The organism is Pseudomonas sp. LB3P81 (assembly GCF_054897965.1).
Genome location: NZ_JBUBVG010000001.1, coordinates 4,005,948 through 4,026,669, shown reverse-complemented (window position 1 = coordinate 4,026,669; position 20,722 = coordinate 4,005,948). Strand labels below are relative to the sequence as shown.

The 20,722-nt window shown below is 54.2% G+C and carries 11 protein-coding genes, 6 tRNA genes and 3 rRNA genes; all 20 read right to left on the bottom strand.

What is annotated here, in order from left to right; translation table 11 throughout:
* Nucleotides 1-118: 118 nt before the first annotated feature.
* A complete protein-coding gene (gene rpoC, locus ACYZTL_RS18535) occupies nt 119-4,318 on the bottom strand; it encodes a DNA-directed RNA polymerase subunit beta' (protein ID WP_017341073.1) in 4,200 nt (1,399 codons plus the stop codon).
* Between the two features lie 64 nt (nt 4,319-4,382).
* A complete protein-coding gene (gene rpoB / locus ACYZTL_RS18530) occupies nt 4,383-8,456 on the bottom strand; it encodes a DNA-directed RNA polymerase subunit beta (protein ID WP_461952995.1) in 4,074 nt (1,357 codons plus the stop codon).
* 220 nt (nt 8,457-8,676) lie between these two features.
* Nucleotides 8,677-9,042 carry a 50S ribosomal protein L7/L12 gene (rplL, locus tag ACYZTL_RS18525; protein WP_007896630.1) on the bottom strand — a complete coding sequence of 122 codons (366 nt, stop codon included), beginning with the start codon at nt 9,040-9,042 and terminating at the stop codon, nt 8,677-8,679.
* An 80-nt stretch (nt 9,043-9,122) separates the two neighbouring features.
* Nucleotides 9,123-9,623 carry a 50S ribosomal protein L10 gene (gene rplJ / locus ACYZTL_RS18520; RefSeq protein ID WP_007896629.1) on the bottom strand — a complete coding sequence of 167 codons (501 nt, stop codon included), beginning with the start codon at nt 9,621-9,623 and terminating at the stop codon, nt 9,123-9,125.
* 198 nt (nt 9,624-9,821) lie between these two features.
* Nucleotides 9,822-10,517 carry a 50S ribosomal protein L1 gene (gene rplA / locus ACYZTL_RS18515; protein WP_461952994.1) on the bottom strand — a complete coding sequence of 232 codons (696 nt, stop codon included), beginning with the start codon at nt 10,515-10,517 and terminating at the stop codon, nt 9,822-9,824.
* The gene (rplK, locus tag ACYZTL_RS18510) at nt 10,517-10,948 is read right to left on the bottom strand and encodes a 50S ribosomal protein L11 (protein ID WP_008030880.1); all 432 of its coding nucleotides are present in this window, start codon (nt 10,946-10,948) and stop codon (nt 10,517-10,519) included. The genes rplA and rplK overlap by 1 nt, the downstream gene beginning before the upstream one ends.
* 117 nt (nt 10,949-11,065) lie before the next feature.
* Nucleotides 11,066-11,599 (bottom strand): transcription termination/antitermination protein NusG, encoded by a 534-nt coding sequence (gene nusG, locus ACYZTL_RS18505; RefSeq protein ID WP_007896622.1) that lies wholly within the window; start codon nt 11,597-11,599, stop codon nt 11,066-11,068.
* Nucleotides 11,600-11,608: 9 nt separating this feature from the next.
* Nucleotides 11,609-11,977: a preprotein translocase subunit SecE gene (gene secE, locus ACYZTL_RS18500; RefSeq protein ID WP_007896620.1), complete on the bottom strand. Its 369-nt coding sequence runs from the start codon at nt 11,975-11,977 to the stop codon at nt 11,609-11,611.
* A 45-nt stretch (nt 11,978-12,022) separates the two neighbouring features.
* Nucleotides 12,023-12,098, bottom strand: a tRNA-Trp gene (locus ACYZTL_RS18495).
* 168 nt (nt 12,099-12,266) lie between these two features.
* Nucleotides 12,267-12,342: transfer RNA gene (locus ACYZTL_RS18490), tRNA-Thr, on the bottom strand.
* 26 nt (nt 12,343-12,368) lie between these two features.
* Nucleotides 12,369-12,442 (bottom strand) — tRNA-Gly (locus tag ACYZTL_RS18485).
* 24 nt (nt 12,443-12,466) lie between these two features.
* Nucleotides 12,467-12,551: transfer RNA gene (locus ACYZTL_RS18480), tRNA-Tyr, on the bottom strand.
* Nucleotides 12,552-12,693: 142 nt separating this feature from the next.
* Nucleotides 12,694-13,134, bottom strand: coding sequence for a hypothetical protein (locus ACYZTL_RS18475; protein ID WP_461952993.1), 441 nt, complete (start codon nt 13,132-13,134; stop codon nt 12,694-12,696).
* Nucleotides 13,135-13,141: 7 nt separating this feature from the next.
* Nucleotides 13,142-13,891, bottom strand: coding sequence for a pantothenate kinase (locus ACYZTL_RS18470; protein ID WP_461952992.1), 750 nt, complete (start codon nt 13,889-13,891; stop codon nt 13,142-13,144).
* Complete coding sequence (birA, locus tag ACYZTL_RS18465) at nt 13,881-14,840, bottom strand: bifunctional biotin--[acetyl-CoA-carboxylase] ligase/biotin operon repressor BirA (protein WP_461952991.1); 960 nt, start codon at nt 14,838-14,840, stop codon at nt 13,881-13,883. The genes ACYZTL_RS18470 and birA overlap by 11 nt, the downstream gene beginning before the upstream one ends.
* A 136-nt stretch (nt 14,841-14,976) precedes the next feature.
* A 5S ribosomal RNA gene (gene rrf / locus ACYZTL_RS18460) occupies nt 14,977-15,092 on the bottom strand.
* A gap of 155 nt (nt 15,093-15,247) precedes the next feature.
* Nucleotides 15,248-18,139, bottom strand: a 23S ribosomal RNA gene (locus tag ACYZTL_RS18455).
* 236 nt (nt 18,140-18,375) lie between these two features.
* A tRNA-Ala gene (locus ACYZTL_RS18450) sits at nt 18,376-18,451 on the bottom strand.
* Between the two features lie 28 nt (nt 18,452-18,479).
* Nucleotides 18,480-18,556, bottom strand: a tRNA-Ile gene (locus ACYZTL_RS18445).
* 161 nt (nt 18,557-18,717) lie between these two features.
* Nucleotides 18,718-20,254, bottom strand: a 16S ribosomal RNA gene (locus ACYZTL_RS18440).
* Together the 16S, 23S and 5S rRNA genes with 2 tRNA genes alongside form the textbook arrangement of a ribosomal RNA operon.
* Nucleotides 20,255-20,722 lie beyond the last annotated feature (468 nt).

Sequence of the window (20,722 nt, the reverse complement as noted above, 5' to 3'; positions counted from 1 at the left end):
AGAGGATCTTGCCCCCAGTCAAGGCAAGGCCCCGACCTCCCCGCTCATCCAACCTCGACAAATTGTCTCGATTCGATGAACGGAATGGCCAGGGCCTCACACTCATTTATCGCAGAACTCAGTTACCGCTCGAGTTCAGCGCTTCGGTCAGTGCAGCTTCCACTTCACTGGCGCTTACGCGCAACGGTTTGTCAGCATCACGGCGGCGCTTGCGCTCGCTGTGATAAGCCAGACCGGTACCTGCCGGGATCAGACGACCCACGACAACGTTTTCTTTCAGGCCGCGCAGGTAATCGCGCTTGCCGGTTACCGCCGCTTCGGTCAGTACGCGAGTGGTTTCCTGGAAGGAAGCCGCCGAGATGAACGATTCGGTGGACAACGACGCCTTGGTGATACCCAGCAGTACGCGAGTGAACTTGGAAACGAATTTCTCGTCGCCAGCCAGGCGCTCGTTCTCTACCAGAACGTGAGTCAATTCCATCTGGTCGCCCTTGATGAAACTGGAATCGCCGGATTCAGCGATTTCAACTTTACGCAGCATCTGACGCAGGATGGTCTCGATGTGCTTGTCGTTGATCTTCACGCCTTGCAGACGGTAAACGTCCTGGATCTCGTTCACGATGTACTTGGCCAGCGCACTTACACCCAGCAGACGCAGGATATCGTGTGGATCGCTCGGGCCGTCGGAGATAACTTCGCCGCGGTTTACCTGTTCGCCTTCGAAGACGTTCAGGTGACGCCACTTCGGAATCAGCTCTTCGTAAGGATCGCTACCGTCGTTCGGGGTAATAACCAGACGGCGCTTGCCTTTGGTCTCTTTACCGAACGCGATGGTGCCGCTGACTTCAGCCAGAATCGAGGCTTCTTTCGGACGACGGGCTTCGAACAAGTCGGCAACACGCGGCAGACCACCGGTGATGTCACGGGTTTTCGAAGTCTCTTGCGGAATACGAGCGATAACATCACCGATCGCGATTTTCGCACCGTCCGCTACACCGACCAGGGCGTTGGCTGGCAGGAAGTACTGAGCGATAACGTCAGTGCCTGGCAGCAACAGATCCTTGCCGTTGTCATCAACCATCTTCACAGCAGGACGGATATCTTTACCGGCAGCTGGACGGTCTTTGGCGTCGAGTACTTCAATGTTGGTCATACCGGTCAATTCGTCAGTCTGACGCTTGATCGTGATGCCTTCTTCCATGCCCACGTAGGTCACGGTACCTTTCATTTCGGTAACGATCGGGTGAGTGTGCGGATCCCACTTGGCCACGATTGCGCCAGCGTCGACCTTGTCACCTTCTTTAACCGAAATCACAGCACCGTACGGCAGCTTGTAGCGCTCGCGCTCACGACCGAAGTCATCAGCGATAGCCAGCTCACCGGAACGGGACACAGCTACCAGGCAACCATCCACTCGCTCAACGTGCTTCAGGTTGTGCAGACGGACGGTACCGCCATTCTTCACCTGAACGCTGTCGGCTGCGGAGGTCCGGCTTGCCGCACCACCGATATGGAACGTACGCATGGTCAGCTGGGTACCCGGCTCACCGATGGACTGGGCAGCAATAACGCCGACCGCTTCACCGATGTTCACCTGGTGACCACGAGCCAAGTCACGGCCGTAGCACTTGGCGCAGATGCCGTAGCGGGTTTCGCAGCTGATCGGCGAACGCACGATCACTTCGTCGATGCTGTTCAGCTCGATGAACTCGACCCACTTCTCGTCTACCAGGGTGCCAGCAGGAACGATAACTTCCTCGGTACCTGGCTTGAATACGTCACGGGCAATGACACGACCCAATACGCGTTCACCCAACGGCTCAACAACGTCACCGCCTTCAATGTGCGGAGTCATTACCAGGCCATGTTCGGTGCCGCAATCGATCTCGGTCACAACCAGATCCTGCGCCACGTCTACCAGACGACGAGTCAGGTAACCGGAGTTCGCAGTTTTCAACGCGGTATCCGCCAGACCTTTACGAGCACCGTGAGTCGAGATGAAGTACTGAAGTACACTCAAACCTTCACGGAAGTTCGCAGTAATCGGCGTTTCGATGATGGAACCGTCCGGCTTGGCCATCAGACCACGCATACCGGCGAGCTGACGGATCTGCGCAGCAGAACCCCGTGCGCCCGAGTCGGCCATCATGTACATCGAGTTGAAGGATTCCTGGTCGACTTCGACGCCATGACGGTCGATGACTTTCTCTTTCGAGAGGTTGGCCATCATCGCCTTGGAAACTTCGTCGTTCGCCTTGGACCAAAGGTCGATCACTTTGTTGTACTTCTCGCCCTGGGTTACCAGGCCGGAGGCGTACTGACTTTCGATCTCTTTCACTTCGTCGGTAGCGGCACCGATGATGCGGGCTTTTTCATCAGGGATAACGAAGTCGTTAACACCGATGGAAACGCCGGAAATGGTCGAATAGGCAAAACCGGTGTACATCAACTGGTCAGCGAAGATAACGGTCTCTTTCAAACCAACCACGCGGTAGCACTGGTTGATCAGCTTGGAGATCGCCTTTTTCTTCATCGGCTGGTTGACGACGTCGTACGACAGGCCTGGTGGAACAACCTGGAACAACAGCGCACGGCCGACAGTCGTGTCGACGATACGAGTGTTCTTGACGCTGCCGCCATCACGATCGTTGACGGTTTCGTTGATCCGCACTTTGACCTTGGCGTGCAGTGCGGCTTCGCCGGCACGGAACACACGGTCAACTTCCTGCAGATCCGCGAACACACGACCTTCGCCCTTGGCGTTGATCGCTTCACGAGTCATGTAGTACAGACCCAATACAACGTCCTGCGACGGAACGATGATTGGCTCACCGTTGGCTGGCGACAGAATGTTGTTGGTCGACATCATCAACGCACGCGCTTCCAACTGGGCTTCCAGTGTCAGCGGTACGTGCACGGCCATTTGGTCGCCGTCGAAGTCGGCGTTGTACGCAGCACAGACCAGAGGGTGCAGCTGGATAGCCTTGCCTTCGATCAGTACCGGTTCGAACGCCTGGATACCCAGACGGTGAAGGGTCGGTGCACGGTTGAGGAGAACCGGGTGTTCGCGGATGACTTCAGCGAGAACGTCCCAAACTTCCGGCAGCTCGCGCTCGACCATCTTCTTGGCAGCTTTGATGGTGGTAGCAAGACCACGCATTTCCAGCTTGCCGAAAATGAACGGCTTGAACAGCTCGAGAGCCATTTTCTTTGGCAGACCGCACTGGTGCAGACGCAGGGTCGGACCTACTGTAATTACCGAACGACCGGAGTAGTCAACACGCTTACCGAGCAAGTTCTGACGGAAACGACCCTGTTTACCCTTGATCATGTCAGCCAGGGATTTCAGAGGACGCTTGTTGGAACCAGTGATAGCGCGGCCACGACGACCGTTGTCGAGCAGTGCGTCGACGGCTTCCTGCAACATACGCTTTTCGTTGCGCACGATGATGTCCGGAGCGGACAGATCGAGCAGACGCTTCAAGCGGTTGTTACGGTTGATCACTCGACGATACAGATCGTTGAGGTCGGAAGTCGCGAAGCGACCGCCATCCAGCGGGACCAGTGGACGCAGATCTGGCGGCAGAACCGGCAGAACGGTCAGCACCATCCATTCTGGAAGGTTGCCGGAACCCTGGAAGGCTTCCATCAACTTCAGACGCTTGGACAGCTTCTTGATTTTGGTTTCGGAGTTGGTTTGCGGAATTTCTTCACGCAGACGGCCAATCTCGTGTTCCAGGTCGATAGCGTGCAGCAGTTCACGGACAGCTTCGGCACCCATGCGGGCATCGAAATCGTCGCCGAACTCTTCCAGCGCTTCGAAGTACTGCTCGTCGTTCAGCAGCTGACCTTTTTCAAGGGTGGTCATGCCTGGATCGATAACGACATAGCTCTCGAAGTAGAGAACGCGTTCGATATCACGCAGGGTCATGTCCATCAGCAAGCCGATACGCGACGGCAGCGATTTCAGGAACCAGATGTGGGCAACTGGCGAGGCCAGTTCGATGTGCGCCATACGCTCACGACGAACTTTAGCCAGCGCGACTTCAACGCCGCACTTCTCGCAGATGACGCCACGGTGCTTCAAGCGCTTGTACTTACCGCACAGGCACTCGTAATCCTTTACCGGGCCAAAGATCTTGGCGCAGAACAGGCCGTCACGCTCAGGTTTGAACGTACGGTAGTTGATGGTTTCCGGCTTTTTAACTTCACCGAACGACCACGAACGGATCATCTCAGGCGATGCCAATCCGATACGGATGGCGTCGAACTCTTCGACTTGACCCTGGTTTTTCAGCAAATTCAGTAGGTCTTTCAAGGCCTTTCCTCCTGGCGGAGCAGAGAGCGGGCAATCCTGCCCCGCTCTCGATTCGCGTCACGTGTTATTCGGTTTCCAGATCGATATCGATGCCGAGGGAACGAATTTCCTTGATCAACACGTTGAAGGACTCGGGCATGCCCGGCTCCATACGGTGATCGCCATCCACGATGTTTTTGTACATCTTGGTACGGCCGTTCACATCGTCCGACTTCACTGTGAGCATTTCTTGCAGAGTGTAAGCAGCACCGTATGCTTCCAGTGCCCAGACCTCCATCTCCCCGAAACGCTGACCACCGAACTGCGCCTTACCACCCAGCGGCTGCTGGGTAACCAGGCTGTACGAACCGGTAGAACGAGCGTGCATCTTGTCGTCTACCAAGTGGTTCAGCTTCAGCATGTACATGTAGCCAACAGTAACCGGGCGCTCGAACTTGTTGCCGGTACGGCCGTCGGTCAGCTGCATCTGGCCGCTTTCTGGCAGGTCTGCCAGTTTCAGCATGGCCTTGATTTCGCTTTCCTTGGCACCGTCGAACACTGGAGTGGCCATTGGAACGCCGCCACGCAGGTTCTTCGCCAGATCCAGGATTTCCTGGTCGGAGAAGCTATCCAGATCTTCGTTACGACCGCCGATCTCGTTGTAGATCTCGTGCAGGAACTTACGAAGCTCGGCGACTTTGCGCTGCTCTTCGATCATCCGGTTGATCTTCTCACCCAGACCTTTAGCCGCGAGGCCGAGGTGGGTTTCAAGGATCTGACCAACGTTCATACGCGAAGGTACGCCCAACGGGTTGAGGACGACGTCGACCGGGGTGCCATTGGCATCGTGCGGCATGTCTTCAACCGGCATGATCACGGAGACCACACCTTTGTTACCGTGACGACCGGCCATCTTGTCGCCCGGCTGGATGCGGCGACGGATTGCCAGGTAAACCTTGACGATTTTCAGCACGCCTGGAGCCAGGTCATCGCCCTGCTGCAGTTTGCGCTTCTTGTCTTCGAACTTGTCGTCCAGCAGACGGCGGCGATCAACGATGTAGGCCTGAGCCTTCTCGAGCTGCTCGTTCAGAGCATCTTCAGCCATGCGCAGTTTGAACCACTGACCATGCTCAAGACCGTCGAGAACTTCGTCGGTGATTTCCTGACCTTTCTTCAGACCGGCGCCGCCTTCGGCTTTGTGGCCGACCAGAGCGGAACGCAGACGTTCGAAAGTGGCGCCTTCAACGATACGGAACTCTTCGTTCAGGTCCTTGCGGATCTCGTCGAGTTGAGTCTTCTCGATCGACAGTGCACGAGCATCACGCTCAACGCCGTCGCGGGTGAAGACCTGTACGTCGATGACAGTACCTTTGGTGCCGGTAGGCACTCGCAGGGAGGTGTCCTTAACGTCGCTGGCTTTTTCACCGAAGATCGCACGCAACAGCTTCTCTTCCGGAGTCAGTTGGGTCTCGCCTTTCGGAGTGACCTTACCTACCAGAATGTCGCCTGCGCCAACTTCAGCACCTACGTAAACGATACCGGCTTCGTCCAGTTTGTTCAGTGCAGCTTCACCCACGTTCGGGATGTCTGCAGTGATTTCCTCTGGCCCAAGCTTGGTGTCACGTGCCACACAGGTCAGTTCCTGAATGTGGATCGTGGTGAAGCGATCTTCCTGAACCACACGCTCGGACAGGCAGATGGAGTCTTCGAAGTTGAAGCCGTTCCATGCCATGAACGCGATGCGCATGTTCTGACCCAGAGCCAGTTCACCCATATCGGTGGACGGACCGTCAGCCATGATGTCGCTGCGCTGAACCCGATCACCTTTACGCACCAGCGGACGCTGGTTGATGCAGGTGTTCTGGTTGGAGCGGGTGTACTTGGTCAGGTTGTAGATGTCGACACCAGCTTCGCCGGTTTCAACTTCGTCATCAGCAACACGAACCACAATACGGCTGGCGTCGACGGAATCGATAACGCCGCCACGACGAGCCACGACGCAAACGCCGGAGTCACGAGCTACGTTACGCTCCATGCCGGTACCGACCAGCGGCTTGTCAGCGCGCAGGGTTGGTACAGCTTGACGCTGCATGTTCGAACCCATCAACGCACGGTTGGCGTCATCGTGCTCGAGGAACGGGATCAGCGACGCTGCAACCGAAACTACCTGCTTCGGCGACACGTCCATCAAGGTGACGTCTTCCGGCGCCTTGACGGTGAACTCGTTCAGGTGACGAACAGCTACCAGCTCGTCGATCAGGACTTTCTTGTCGTTCATCGTGGCCGAAGCCTGAGCGATCACGTGATCAGCTTCTTCGATGGCGGACAGGAACACGATCTCGTCGGTGACCAGTGCGTCTTTCACCACACGGTACGGGCTTTCGAGGAAGCCGTACTGGTTGGTGCGCGCATAGGCGGCCAGGGAGTTGATCAGACCGATGTTCGGACCTTCCGGCGTTTCAATCGGGCATACACGACCGTAGTGAGTCGGGTGTACGTCACGCACTTCAAAGCCAGCACGCTCACGAGTCAAGCCGCCAGGGCCGAGTGCAGAAACACGACGCTTGTGGGTGATCTCGGACAGCGGGTTGTTCTGGTCCATGAACTGGGACAGCTGGCTGGAACCGAAGAACTCTTTCACCGCCGCAGCCACTGGCTTGGCGTTGATCAGGTCTTGCGGCATCAGGCCTTCGCTTTCAGCCATCGACAGACGCTCTTTGACCGCACGCTCAACACGTACCAGGCCAACGCGGAACTGGTTCTCGGCCATTTCGCCTACGCAGCGAACACGACGGTTACCCAAGTGGTCGATGTCATCGACGATGCCTTTACCGTTACGGATGTCGACCAGAGTCTTCAGTACCGCGACGATGTCTTCTTTGCACAACACGCCCGAACCTTCGATCTCGGTACGACCGATACGACGGTTGAACTTCATCCGGCCGACCGCAGACAGGTCATAGCGCTCAGGGCTGAAGAACAGGTTGTTGAACAGCGTCTCGGCAGCGTCTTTGGTTGGCGGCTCGCCTGGACGCATCATGCGATAGATCTCGACCAGCGCTTCCAATTGGTTGCTGGTGGAGTCGATCTTCAGTGTGTCGGAGACGAACGGACCGCAGTCGATATCGTTGGTGTACAGAGTTTCGATGCGAACGACCTGAGCCTTGGCGATTTTCGCCAGGATTTCGGTGTTCAGCTCGGTGTTGCACTCTGCCAGGATTTCGCCGGTTGCCGGATGCACGATGACCTTGGCGGTAGTGCGACCCAGGACGTAGTCCAGAGGCACTTGCAGCTCTTTGATCCCTGCTTTTTCCAGCTGGTTGATGTGGCGAGCAGTGATACGACGACCTTGCTCGACAATAACCTTGCCTTTGTCATCCAGGATATCCAGGACAGCAATTTCACCGCGCAGGCGCTGAGGCACCAGTTCCAGGCTGAGGTTTTCACCTTGCACGTGGAAGACGTTGGTGGTGTAGAACGCGTCGAGCACTTCTTCAGTGGTATAGCCGAGCGCGCGCAGCAGTACCGATGCAGGCAGCTTGCGACGACGGTCGATACGCACGAACACGCAGTCTTTCGGGTCGAACTCGAAGTCCAGCCACGAACCGCGGTAAGGAATGATGCGCGCGGAGTACAGCAGTTTGCCGGAGCTGTGCGTCTTGCCACGGTCGTGGTCGAAGAACACGCCCGGGGAACGGTGCAGCTGGGAAACGATTACACGCTCGGTACCGTTGATTACGAAGGTACCGTTCTCAGTCATCAGGGGGATTTCACCCATGTAGACTTCTTGCTCTTTGATGTCCTTGATCGCTTTGTTCGACGATTCTTTGTCGAAAATGATCAGGCGCACTTTTACCCGCAAAGGTACGGCGTAAGTTACACCGCGCAATACGCATTCTTTGACATCAAATGCCGGTTCGCCCAGGCGATAACCGACGTACTCCAGCGCAGCATTGCCGGAGTAGCTGATGATCGGGAAAACGGATTTGAAGGCCGCATGCAGGCCCACGTCGCGGAACTGATCTTTAGTCGCTCCCGCTTGCAAGAATTCACGATACGAATCCAGCTGGATGGCCAGGAGGTACGGCACATCCATGACGTCCGGCAACTTGCTAAAGTCCTTGCGGATACGTTTTTTCTCAGTATATGAGTAAGCCATCAGCGTTCCCCAGCTTGGTCACCTGCTTGTTTGGCCCCTCCCGACGGGAGCAGCCAGAAAATCGTGCAAACCCCATGGTTTGCGCCACCGCATCGGGTGGTTACAGCTCGTTACCAGCACCGACCCAGTCGGTTGCCAATAACGGAAAAAGGCCGGTGGCAAGAGCCACCAGCCATCAGCCTTTCGCTTTACGCTTGGGCTGGAGGTGCAAAGTCGATGCTTACTTCAGCTCGACTTTAGCGCCTGCTTCTTCCAGAGTGGCTTTTGCTTTGTCAGCTGCGTCTTTCGAAACAGCTTCCAGAACGATGCCAGGAGCGCCGTCAACTACTGCCTTGGCTTCTTTCAGGCCCAGACCGGTCAGTTCACGTACTGCCTTGATCACGTTAACTTTCTTCTCGCCAGCTTCGGTCAGCATGACGTTGAATTCAGTTTGTTCTTCAACAACGGCAGCAACAGCAGCTGGACCAGCGGAAGCAGCGGCAGCGGAAACGCCGAACTTCTCTTCCATGGCCTTGATCAGCTCAACGATTTCCAGAACGGATTTTTCGCCGATTGCTTCGATGATTTGGTCGTTAGTCAGAGACATGACTATAAATTCCTGTATTGGGGTGACAGCCTACGCGGCCATCGAAATAAACAATAAACGCTGAAAGGAGTCGCTCAGCCTTAGGCTGCGGCAGCTTCTTTCTGGTCGCGAAGGGCCGCCAGAGTACGAGCCAATTTGCTGGTTGCGCCTTGAATCACGCTCATCAGCTGAGAAATTGCTTCGTCACGGGTCGGCAGACTTGCCAGTACGTCGATCTGATTAGCTGCGAGGAACTTGCCCTCGAACGCAGCTGCCTTGATCTCGAACTTATCCTGACCTTTTGCGAATTCCTTGAAGATACGAGCAGCAGCGCCCGGATGTTCTTTAGAGAATGCAATCAAGGTCGGGCCAGTGAACACGTCGTTGAGCACGTCATATTGAGTGCCAGCAACGGCGCGCTTGAGCAGGGTGTTACGTACAACACGTACGTAAACGCCAGCTTCACGAGCCTCTTTACGGAGTCCGGTCATAGCGCCTACTGTCACACCGCGGGCATCAGCCACAACAGCAGACAGGGCAACATTGGCAGCCTCGTTGACTTCAGCGACGATGGCCTTCTTGTCTTCGAGTTTAATTGCCACGGGTTTAACTCCTGCTTGTTACCGTTTCATCCAACCGGAGCCGGATGTCGTTTTGGTGTCTGATTCGGTAAGGAACCGGGAGCACCATCTGCGTAGGCTTGAGGTTTAAGACTTGCGTCGCCTACGGTCTTGGATAGCCCCCGCCAGGCAGGGACCCCAATCTTTCAATTGGCGCAATCGCTTGCGCCAACCTGTGTCTTACGCGTCGAGCGAGCTTTGGTCGATGACCAGACCTGGGCCCATGGTGGTGCTCAGGGTAACGCGCTTGACGTAAATGCCTTTCGAGGAAGCTGGCTTGATACGCTTCAGATCAGCGATCAGGGCTTCAACGTTTTCCTTCAGCTTGACGGCGTCGAAGCCGATTTTGCCAACGGAAGTGTGGATGATGCCGTTTTTGTCGGTGCGATAACGAACCTGACCAGCCTTGGCGTTTTTAACCGCGGTAGCTACGTCTGGGGTTACGGTGCCGACTTTAGGGTTAGGCATCAGACCACGTGGACCGAGGATCTGACCCAACTGACCTACAACGCGCATTGCATCCGGGGATGCGATAACTACGTCATAGCTCAGGTCGCCGCCTTTCATTTCGGCAGCCAGGTCGTCCATGCCTACACGGTCAGCGCCGGCAGCCAGAGCGGCCTCGGCAGCTGGACCCTGGGTGAACACAGCAACGCGAACAGTCTTACCAGTGCCGTGTGGCAGCACGGTAGCGCTACGAACGACCTGGTCGGATTTACGCGGGTCAACACCCAGGTTCACAGCAACGTCGAACGACTCGCTGAACTTTACAGTCGACAGCTCAGCCAGCAGAGCAGCAGCATCTACAAAGTTGTAGGACTTGCCTGCTTCGATTTTGCCGGCGATAGCCTTTTGACGCTTGGTCAACTTAGCCATTACACACCCTCCACGTTAAGGCCCATGCTACGAGCAGAACCGGCGATGGTACGCACGGCTGCTTCCATATCAGCTGCAGTCAGATCCGCGTTTTTAACTTTCGCGATTTCTTCCAGCTGAGCACGAGTCACGGTGCCAACCTTAACGGTGTTCGGACGAGCGGAACCGCTAGTCAGACCGGCCGCCTTCTTCAGCAGAACCGAAGCAGGGGTGGATTTTGTTTCGAAAGTGAAGCTACGGTCGCTGTAGACAGTGATGATCACTGGAGTCGGCAGACCTGGCTCAATACCCTGAGTACGGGCGTTGAAAGCCTTGCAGAATTCCATGATGTTCACGCCGTGCTGACCCAGAGCAGGACCAACAGGTGGGCTTGGGTTAGCCTGAGCGGCCTTCACTTGCAGCTTGATGTAAGCGGTAATCTTCTTGGCCATGAGGCACTCCAATTACGGGTTCGAACGCCTCGAAAGGCTCCCCGGTTACTTGCGCGTTTATCCCAGTGACGACAAAACCCCACAGCCTAGGGCTGCGGGGTTGGGATGCTTGCCCAGCTAGACCTTTTCGACCTGGCTGAACTCGAGCTCTACCGGAGTAGAGCGACCGAAAATGAGCACTGCCACTTGGATCCGGCTCTTTTCGTAGTTAACTTCTTCAACCGTACCGGTAAAATCGGCAAACGGCCCGTCGTTGACACGTACCGATTCGCCTGGCTCGAACAACGTCTTCGGCTTCGGCTTGTCGCTACCATCAGCAACGCGACGCAGAATCGCTTCCGCCTCTTTATCAGTGATTGGCGCAGGCTTATCAGCGGTACCGCCGATGAAACCCATCACCCGAGGAGTATCCTTGACCAAGTGCCAAGTACCCTCATTCATGTCCATCTGAACCAGCACATAACCTGGGAAGAACTTGCGCTCGCTTTTGCGTTTCTGGCCATTACGCATTTCAACCACTTCTTCAGTGGGAACCAGAATTTCGCCAAAGCCATCTTCCATGCCAGCCAGCTTTACGCGCTCTACCAACGAGCGCATGACATGCTTCTCGTAACCGGAGTAAGCATGCACAACGTACCAACGCTTAGCCACGGGACACCCTTAGCCGACAATCAAGGAAACGAGCCAGCCGAGCAGGGAATCGAGCCCCCACAACAGCAACGCCATAACCAGAACAACAGCCACAACAATCAATGTGGTCTGCGTGGTTTCTTGGCGAGTTGGCCATACGACTTTACGAATCTCGGTGCGAGCTTCCTTCACCAGCACAAAGAAAGACTTGCCCTTGACTGTCTGCAGGCCTACAAAGGCAGCTACAGCAGCAATGACAAGCAATGCAAGCACACGGTACAGGATCGGCGAAGCAGAGTAATACTGATTACCAACAACGCCAACAACCACCAAAGCGACTACTACTAGCCACTTGAGCAGATCGAAGCGAGAGCCTTGAGCTTCAGCTTTAGGAGTCATCTATGAAGATCCTGTGAAAAGAAAGCCAGACACACCAAGTGAATCTGGCAGGTCAGGAGGGAATCGAACCCCCAACCTACGGTTTTGGAGACCGTCGCTCTGCCAATTGAGCTACTGACCTAAAACAAAATCAGGCCGACCATTATGCCGGCCCAAAAAAGACATTACAACAATTTACTCAACAGCCTTTGCGCCTCACCAGCACCGGGATTCAAACCACCCCTGGAACAACGAAACACAACCAGACCATTAAAACAAAGGCAGATATTTTCATATCTGCCTTGTTATATGGAGCTCTTGAGCGGATTTGAACCGCTGACCTCACCCTTACCAAGGGTGTGCTCTACCAACTGAGCTACAAGAGCGTAACACTGTGCAAAACCTGCAAACTTGGAGCGGGTAGCGGGAATCGAACCCGCATCATCAGCTTGGAAGGCTGAGGTTCTACCACTAAACTATACCCGCGAGGCTTGCAGCTCTCGCTAAAAATGGTGGAGGGGGAAGGATTCGAACCTTCGAAGTCGTAGACGTCAGATTTACAGTCTGATCCCTTTGGCCGCTCGGGAACCCCTCCTAAGCGAGCCGGCATTCTATATCATGCCAGCCTTCTGTCAAGCATTTTCTCATTAAAAACCTGAGGTTAGCTGCGTTGACCTCGCTTTGCACCGTTGACCTTTAAAGGTCTTCACTGCGAAGCGGGCGCCATTCTATGCAAACTATTCAGCGGGCGCAACCCCCTCGCACGGCATTATTTTATGTTTTAACTCATTGAATTCTCTGGAAAGGTTTTGCAGCTGTACATCATCCAGCCAGCGCCGGCTTTCTGGGGCCACGCGCACCCAGTAACCCGCAAACTCGGGAAGATCCTTTGGCAGGGACTGATATTTGATCTCCATGCCATTCAAGCGCCGCTCAACAGCCTGAGCAGCTTCTGGACGAACAAAACCACCCAAGTACAGACAGCTATTGTCCGCCTGAGCAGCTTTTCCTTTATCCCGGGATGCATCAGTCGTCTCGCTCAACAAGCGAATATCCTGCTGAGCCCCCCGATACAAACTCAAAGGAGTGACATCCTTCGCACGCAGAGGAGCCTCTTGTTGGTGCCAGATGTAATAGAACACGTTGAGAACAAGCAGCAGCAGGAACAACCAACGCATATGAACCTCAGGACAAAGGACATGCCATAGCCAAACCTACAAATACCAGATCTGGAACCACTCTGGCCTCAGGCACGATCTCGGAAACCAGCCCCGCATCCCCACCAGTAAGGAATACGGAAAAATCTTCCCCCCAGTAGCTACGCGCGAGCTCTAACTGAGTCAGAACAAACCCCCTGAGCATCAGCGAGCAACCCCGCTCAACCGCTTCGACGGTTGTCCGACCCGGGACGAGACTTTCCAGAGCGCGCTCGGCAGCGAGATCACCATAACGAATTTTACGGGTATGGGTACGCAACTGATTCCGCATCAACGGCATACCCGGACAAATGAATCCTCCGAGATGCTCTCCATCACCGGCGACGTAATCCGCAGTGACAGCAGTGCCGAAATCCAGCACCAGGCAAGCACGCGATGCCAAGTGGAAGCCTCCTAGCATTGCCAGCCAGCGATCTAGCCCCAGGCGTTCGAACTCCTCGTAGCCATTGCGAACCCCAGACATTTCGCGAGCAGGGGCCGCGCAAGCTACCGACACTTCAAAAGTCTCTGTCAGCAGAGAAACCAACGCACCGGTTTCCTCGACCGTTCTGACACTGACCAACCGACAGAACTTGAGAGCAAGCCCCTTGAGCGCATTCAAACTCTCCAGCAATGCGAGATTCGAATCGACGACTCCTTCACCGACCGTCTGGCGCGCACCCGCGCCAAGTACTCGCCACTTGATGAAACTGTTTCCGCAGTCGAGCTCAAGAATCATCACGCAACCTCAAGCTGAGCTCACCACCACTAAAGACTTTTTCCACACCACCCACCTTCAAGCGCAGAGCACCCTGACTATCAATACCCAGCACCTCGCCATCTATTTGGTTAACACCGGCGATCAATGACACCGCCCGTCCCTGCCATAGATGATTTTGTTCCCACTCAGCCTGGATAGCGGGAAATCCGTCGACTTGATGCCGACCCAAATATACCTGGAGCATCTGACCCAACCGCGCGACCAGCTGATTGCGATCGAATGCCCGCCCCGACTCGAGCCGCATGGATGTCCACTGCTGATCAACCTCATCGGTCATCTGCATATTCACATTAATTCCAACACCCAGCACCACGTGACACACATCAGCAGGATCTCCGACCAACTCGAGCAATATTCCCGCGATTTTTTTCTGACCAACCAGAACATCGTTCGGCCACTTCAAGCCCGCATCTGAAACACCCAGCCCTCTCAGGGTTTGCATGACAGCAAGCCCGACAACAAGGCTCAGGCCTTCCAGCTGGCGCATGCCACCATCAATACGCAGCACCAGACTGTAATAGATATTTTCCGCGAAAGGACTCGCCCACTTACGCCCACGGCGTCCACGACCAGACGTCTGCCGCTCGGCGAGCACAAGGAATGGCGACGCCTGGCCACGATCAATTGCACGCAGCGCTTCAGCATTCGTGGAGTCAATTGAATCGAAAACCAGAATGGGCCAATCACAAGAAGGCGCCTGCTCTGCTATCGCGACAGAATCAAGCAGAGTCAACGGCGAAGCCAGTTGATAACCGCGCCCTCGCACTTTGTGGATGGACAAGCCAAGTTCAGCTTCTAAAAGCTGAAGCTGTTTCCATACAGCACTACGACTGACACCCAAAGCGGCGCCCAGGGCCTGACCTGAATGGAATCGGCCATCCTTAAGAAGCTTTAACAATGTCAGCATGCAAGTCTCGCCTCACAATGAGGCCCGCATGATAGCCATGCCTTGAACTGTTGCATAGAAACCGTACTGGGCAGATTTTCCTGCGGGCAAAACAAAACCCCTACCTGCATACGCAGATAGGGGTTTCGGAATTTAATCTTGACGATGACCTACTCTCACATGGGGAAACCCCACACTACCATCGGCGATGCATCGTTTCACTGCTGAGTTCGGGATGGGATCAGGTGGTTCCAATGCTCTATGGTCGTCAAGAAATTCGGGAGCCAGGTCGTGTTCTCTTGCGAGATCACGCTCCAGCGAATGGGTATGCGATAGTTTGTGTGTTTTTACTCGAACTTTCGGTTCGTTTCGTCTTCACACACCGCAATCTGGTGCCTCTTCAGGTCAGCAAATTGCTTGGGTGTTATATGGTCAAGCCTCACGGGCAATTAGTATTGGTTAGCTCAACGCCTCACAGCGCTTACACACCCAACCTATCAACGTCGTAGTCTTCGACGGCCCTTCAGGGGACTCAAGGTCCCAGTGAGATCTCATCTTGAGGCTAGTTTCCCGCTTAGATGCTTTCAGCGGTTATCTATTCCGAACATAGCTACCCGGCAATGCCACTGGCGTGACAACCGGAACACCAGAGGTTCGTCCACTCCGGTCCTCTCGTACTAGGAGCAGCCCCTCTCAAATCTCAAACGTCCACGGCAGATAGGGACCGAACTGTCTCACGACGTTCTAAACCCAGCTCGCGTACCACTTTAAATGGCGAACAGCCATACCCTTGGGACCGGCTTCAGCCCCAGGATGTGATGAGCCGACATCGAGGTGCCAAACACCGCCGTCGATATGAACTCTTGGGCGGTATCAGCCTGTTATCCCCGGAGTACCTTTTATCCGTTGAGCGATGGCCCTTCCATACAGAACCACCGGATCACTAAGACCTACTTTCGTACCTGCTCGACGTGTCTGTCTCGCAGTCAAGCGCGCTTTTGCCTTTATACTCTACGACCGATTTCCGACCGGTCTGAGCGCACCTTCGTACTCCTCCGTTACTCTTTAGGAGGAGACCGCCCCAGTCAAACTACCCACCATACACTGTCCTCGATCCGGATAACGGACCTGAGTTAGAACCTCAAAGTTGCCAGGGTGGTATTTCAAGGTTGGCTCCACGCGAACTGGCGTCCACGCTTCAAAGCCTCCCACCTATCCTACACAAGCAAATTCAAAGTCCAGTGCAAAGCTATAGTAAAGGTTCACGGGGTCTTTCCGTCTAGCCGCGGATACACTGCATCTTCACAGCGATTTCAATTTCACTGAGTCTCGGGTGGAGACAGCGCCGCCATCGTTACGCCATTCGTGCAGGTCGGAACTTACCCGACAAGGAATTTCGCTACCTTAGGACCGTTATAGTTACGGCCGCCGTTTACCGGGGCTTCGATCAAGAGCTTCGCGTTAGCTAACCCCATCAATTAACCTTCCGGCACCGGGCAGGCGTCACACCCTATACGTCCACTTTCGTGTTTGCAGAGTGCTGTGTTTTTAATAAACAGTCGCAGCGGCCTGGTATCTTCGACCGGCATGAGCTTACGGAGCAAGTCCTTCACCCTCACCGGCGCACCTTCTCCCGAAGTTACGGTGCCATTTTGCCTAGTTCCTTCACCCGAGTTCTCTCAAGCGCCTTGGTATTCTCTACCCAACCACCTGTGTCGGTTTGGGGTACGGTTCCTGGTTACCTGAAGCTTAGAAGCTTTTCTTGGAAGCATGGCATCAACCACTTCGTGTTCTAAAAGAACACTCGTCATCAGCTCTCGGCCTTAGACTCCCGGATTTACCTAAGAGTCCAGCCTACCACCTTAAACTTGGACAACCAACGCCAAGCTGGCCTAGCCTTCTCCGTCCCTCCATCGCAATAACCAGAAGTACAGGAATATTAACCTGTTTTCCATCGACTACGCTTTTCAGCCTCGCCTTAGGGACCGACTAACCCTGCGTCGATTAACGTTGCGCAGGAAACCTTGGTCTTTCGGCGTGGGTGTTTTTCACACCCATTGTCGTTACTCATGTCAGCATTCGCACTTCTGATACCTCCAGCAAGCTTCTCAACTCACCTTCACAGGCTTACAGAACGCTCCTCTACCGCATCACCTAAGTGATACCCGTAGCTTCGGTGTATGGTTTGAGCCCCGTTACATCTTCCGCGCAGGCCGACTCGACTAGTGAGCTATTACGCTTTCTTTAAAGGGTGGCTGCTTCTAAGCCAACCTCCTAGCTGTCTAAGCCTTCCCACATCGTTTCCCACTTAACCATAACTTTGGGACCTTAGCTGACGGTCTGGGTTGTTTCCCTTTTCACGACGGACGTTAGCACCCGCCGTGTGTCTCCCATGCTCGGCACTTGTAGGTATTCGGAGTTTGCATCGGTTTGGTAAGTCGGGATGACCCCCTAGCCGAAACAGTGCTCTACCCCCTACAGTGATACATGAGGCGCTACCTAAATAGCTTTCGAGGAGAACCAGCTATCTCCGAGCTTGATTAGCCTTTCACTCCGATCCACAGGTCATCCGCTAACTTTTCAACGGTAGTCGGTTCGGTCCTCCAGTTAGTGTTACCCAACCTTCAACCTGCCCATGGATAGATCGCCCGGTTTCGGGTCTATTCCCAGCGACTAGACGCCCTATTAAGACTCGCTTTCGCTACGCCTCCCCTATTCGGTTAAGCTCGCCACTGAAAATAAGTCGCTGACCCATTATACAAAAGGTACGCAGTCACCCAACAAAGTGGGCTCCCACTGCTTGTACGCATACGGTTTCAGGATCTATTTCACTCCCCTCTCCGGGGTTCTTTTCGCCTTTCCCTCACGGTACTAGTTCACTATCGGTCAGTCAGTAGTATTTAGCCTTGGAGGATGGTCCCCCCATATTCAGACAAAGTTTCTCGTGCTCCGTCCTACTCGATTTCATGACCAAGAGATTTTCGCGTACAGGGCTATCACCCACTATGGCCGCACTTTCCAGAGCGTTCCGCTAATCTCAAAGCCACTTAAGGGCTAGTCCCCGTTCGCTCGCCACTACTAAGGGAATCTCGGTTGATTTCTTTTCCTCAGGGTACTTAGATGTTTCAGTTCCCCTGGTTCGCTTCTTAAGCCTATGTATTCAGCTTAAGATACCTAACTTATGTTAGGTGGGTTCCCCCATTCAGACATCTCCGGATCAAAGTCTGTTTGCCGACTCCCCGAAGCTTTTCGCAGGCTACCACGTCTTTCATCGCCTCTGACTGCCAAGGCATCCACCGTATGCGCTTCTTCACTTGACCATATAACCCCAAGCAATCTGGTTATACTGTGAAGACGACATTCGCCGAAAATTCGCGATTAAACTCACAAATTTTACCTTAGCCTGAATAAACACCAGTGAAAGTGCTATCCAGTCTATCTTTCTATCACATACCCAAATTTTTAAAGAACGATCTAGCCAAAGACTAGAAATCAACATTCACCATGATCACCATGGAATGCTCATTTCTAAGCTTTCAACAAACAGAAGCAGTAGTGGTGGAGCCAAACGGGATCGAACCGTTGACCTCCTGCGTGCAAGGCAGGCGCTCTCCCAGCTGAGCTATGGCCCCGTATTGCTACAGGTTCCCACACAAAAATTGGTGGGTCTGGGCAGATTCGAACTGCCGACCTCACCCTTATCAGGGGTGCGCTCTAACCAACTGAGCTACAGACCCAATTTTGAGCTATCAGGCCGACCTCACCCTGCTCTTTACCACAAAGCATGGGGTGCGCTCTAACCAACCAAGCTACAACCCGTCAGGGCTGCTTCTTATCGTCTTCTTCAATGAATCAAGCAATTCGTGTGGGAACTTATGGAGCAGCTGATGTCGTCGATTAAGGAGGTGATCCAGCCGCAGGTTCCCCTACGGCTACCTTGTTACGACTTCACCCCAGTCATGAATCACACCGTGGTAACCGTCCTCCCGAAGGTTAGACTAGCTACTTCTGGTGCAACCCACTCCCATGGTGTGACGGGCGGTGTGTACAAGGCCCGGGAACGTATTCACCGCGACATTCTGATTCGCGATTACTAGCGATTCCGACTTCACGCAGTCGAGTTGCAGACTGCGATCCGGACTACGATCGGTTTTATGGGATTAGCTCCACCTCGCGGCTTGGCAACCCTCTGTACCGACCATTGTAGCACGTGTGTAGCCCAGGCCGTAAGGGCCATGATGACTTGACGTCATCCCCACCTTCCTCCGGTTTGTCACCGGCAGTCTCCTTAGAGTGCCCACCATGACGTGCTGGTAACTAAGGACAAGGGTTGCGCTCGTTACGGGACTTAACCCAACATCTCACGACACGAGCTGACGACAGCCATGCAGCACCTGTCTCAATGTTCCCGAAGGCACCAATCCATCTCTGGAAAGTTCATTGGATGTCAAGGCCTGGTAAGGTTCTTCGCGTTGCTTCGAATTAAACCACATGCTCCACCGCTTGTGCGGGCCCCCGTCAATTCATTTGAGTTTTAACCTTGCGGCCGTACTCCCCAGGCGGTCAACTTAATGCGTTAGCTGCGCCACTAAGAGCTCAAGGCTCCCAACGGCTAGTTGACATCGTTTACGGCGTGGACTACCAGGGTATCTAATCCTGTTTGCTCCCCACGCTTTCGCACCTCAGTGTCAGTATCAGTCCAGGTGGTCGCCTTCGCCACTGGTGTTCCTTCCTATATCTACGCATTTCACCGCTACACAGGAAATTCCACCACCCTCTACCATACTCTAGCTTGTCAGTTTTGAATGCAGTTCCCAGGTTGAGCCCGGGGATTTCACATCCAACTTAACAAACCACCTACGCGCGCTTTACGCCCAGTAATTCCGATTAACGCTTGCACCCTCTGTATTACCGCGGCTGCTGGCACAGAGTTAGCCGGTGCTTATTCTGTCGGTAACGTCAAAACACTAACGTATTAGGTTAATGCCCTTCCTCCCAACTTAAAGTGCTTTACAATCCGAAGACCTTCTTCACACACGCGGCATGGCTGGATCAGGCTTTCGCCCATTGTCCAATATTCCCCACTGCTGCCTCCCGTAGGAGTCTGGACCGTGTCTCAGTTCCAGTGTGACTGATCATCCTCTCAGACCAGTTACGGATCGTCGCCTTGGTGAGCCATTACCTCACCAACTAGCTAATCCGACCTAGGCTCATCTGATAGCGCAAGGCCCGAAGGTCCCCTGCTTTCTCCCGTAGGACGTATGCGGTATTAGCGTCCGTTTCCGAGCGTTATCCCCCACTACCAGGCAGATTCCTAGGCATTACTCACCCGTCCGCCGCTCTCAAGAGAAGCAAGCTTCTCTCTACCGCTCGACTTGCATGTGTTAGGCCTGCCGCCAGCGTTCAATCTGAGCCATGATCAAACTCTTCAGTTCAAACATCTTTGGGTTTTTAAGAAACCCTAAACTTGGCTCAGCAATCGTTGGTTACATCTTTGATTTCTCGCGGAGTAACTTGTGATGCTGATAATCTTGTTGACTATCAGTCTGACTCCACAAGCACCCACACGAATTGCTTGATTCAGTTGTTAAAGAGCGGTTGGTTAAGATCTTTCGTCTCAACCGAGGCGCGCATTCTACAGCGTCCTCTGCATCTGTCAAGCGGTTATTTTCAGAAGTTTTCAAAGTTTCCTTTGCAACTTCAACCACTTGCGCTTCCGATCTCTCGTTAGCGGGAGGCGAATTCTACAGCGTTACTCGCTGCTGTCAACACCTCTTTTTCTCCGCTTTCGACCGAGACGATCGAAACGTCAATAAGGCGAAAACACACTGCCTTACCAACTCCTTCTGGGCTTCGATGATCTGAAGCACCTCGCTGTCGAAAACTGCGTAACTCCTTGTTTA

Excerpts from the sequence above, each read along its gene's own strand:
- rplL (WP_007896630.1), bottom strand. The coding sequence starts at position 9,042 with ATGTCTCTGACTAACGACCAAATCATCGAAGCAATCGGCGAAAAATCC.
- rplK (WP_008030880.1), bottom strand. The coding sequence starts at position 10,948 with ATGGCCAAGAAGATTACCGCTTACATCAAGCTGCAAGTGAAGGCCGCT.
- secE (WP_007896620.1), bottom strand. The coding sequence starts at position 11,977 with ATGACTCCTAAAGCTGAAGCTCAAGGCTCTCGCTTCGATCTGCTCAAG.
- rplA (WP_461952994.1), bottom strand. The coding sequence starts at position 10,517 with ATGGCTAAGTTGACCAAGCGTCAAAAGGCTATCGCCGGCAAAATCGAA.
- rpoB (WP_461952995.1), bottom strand. The coding sequence starts at position 8,456 with ATGGCTTACTCATATACTGAGAAAAAACGTATCCGCAAGGACTTTAGC.
- birA (WP_461952991.1), bottom strand. The coding sequence starts at position 14,840 with ATGCTGACATTGTTAAAGCTTCTTAAGGATGGCCGATTCCATTCAGGT.
- ACYZTL_RS18475 (WP_461952993.1), bottom strand. The coding sequence starts at position 13,134 with ATGCGTTGGTTGTTCCTGCTGCTGCTTGTTCTCAACGTGTTCTATTAC.
- ACYZTL_RS18470 (WP_461952992.1), bottom strand. The coding sequence starts at position 13,891 with ATGATTCTTGAGCTCGACTGCGGAAACAGTTTCATCAAGTGGCGAGTA.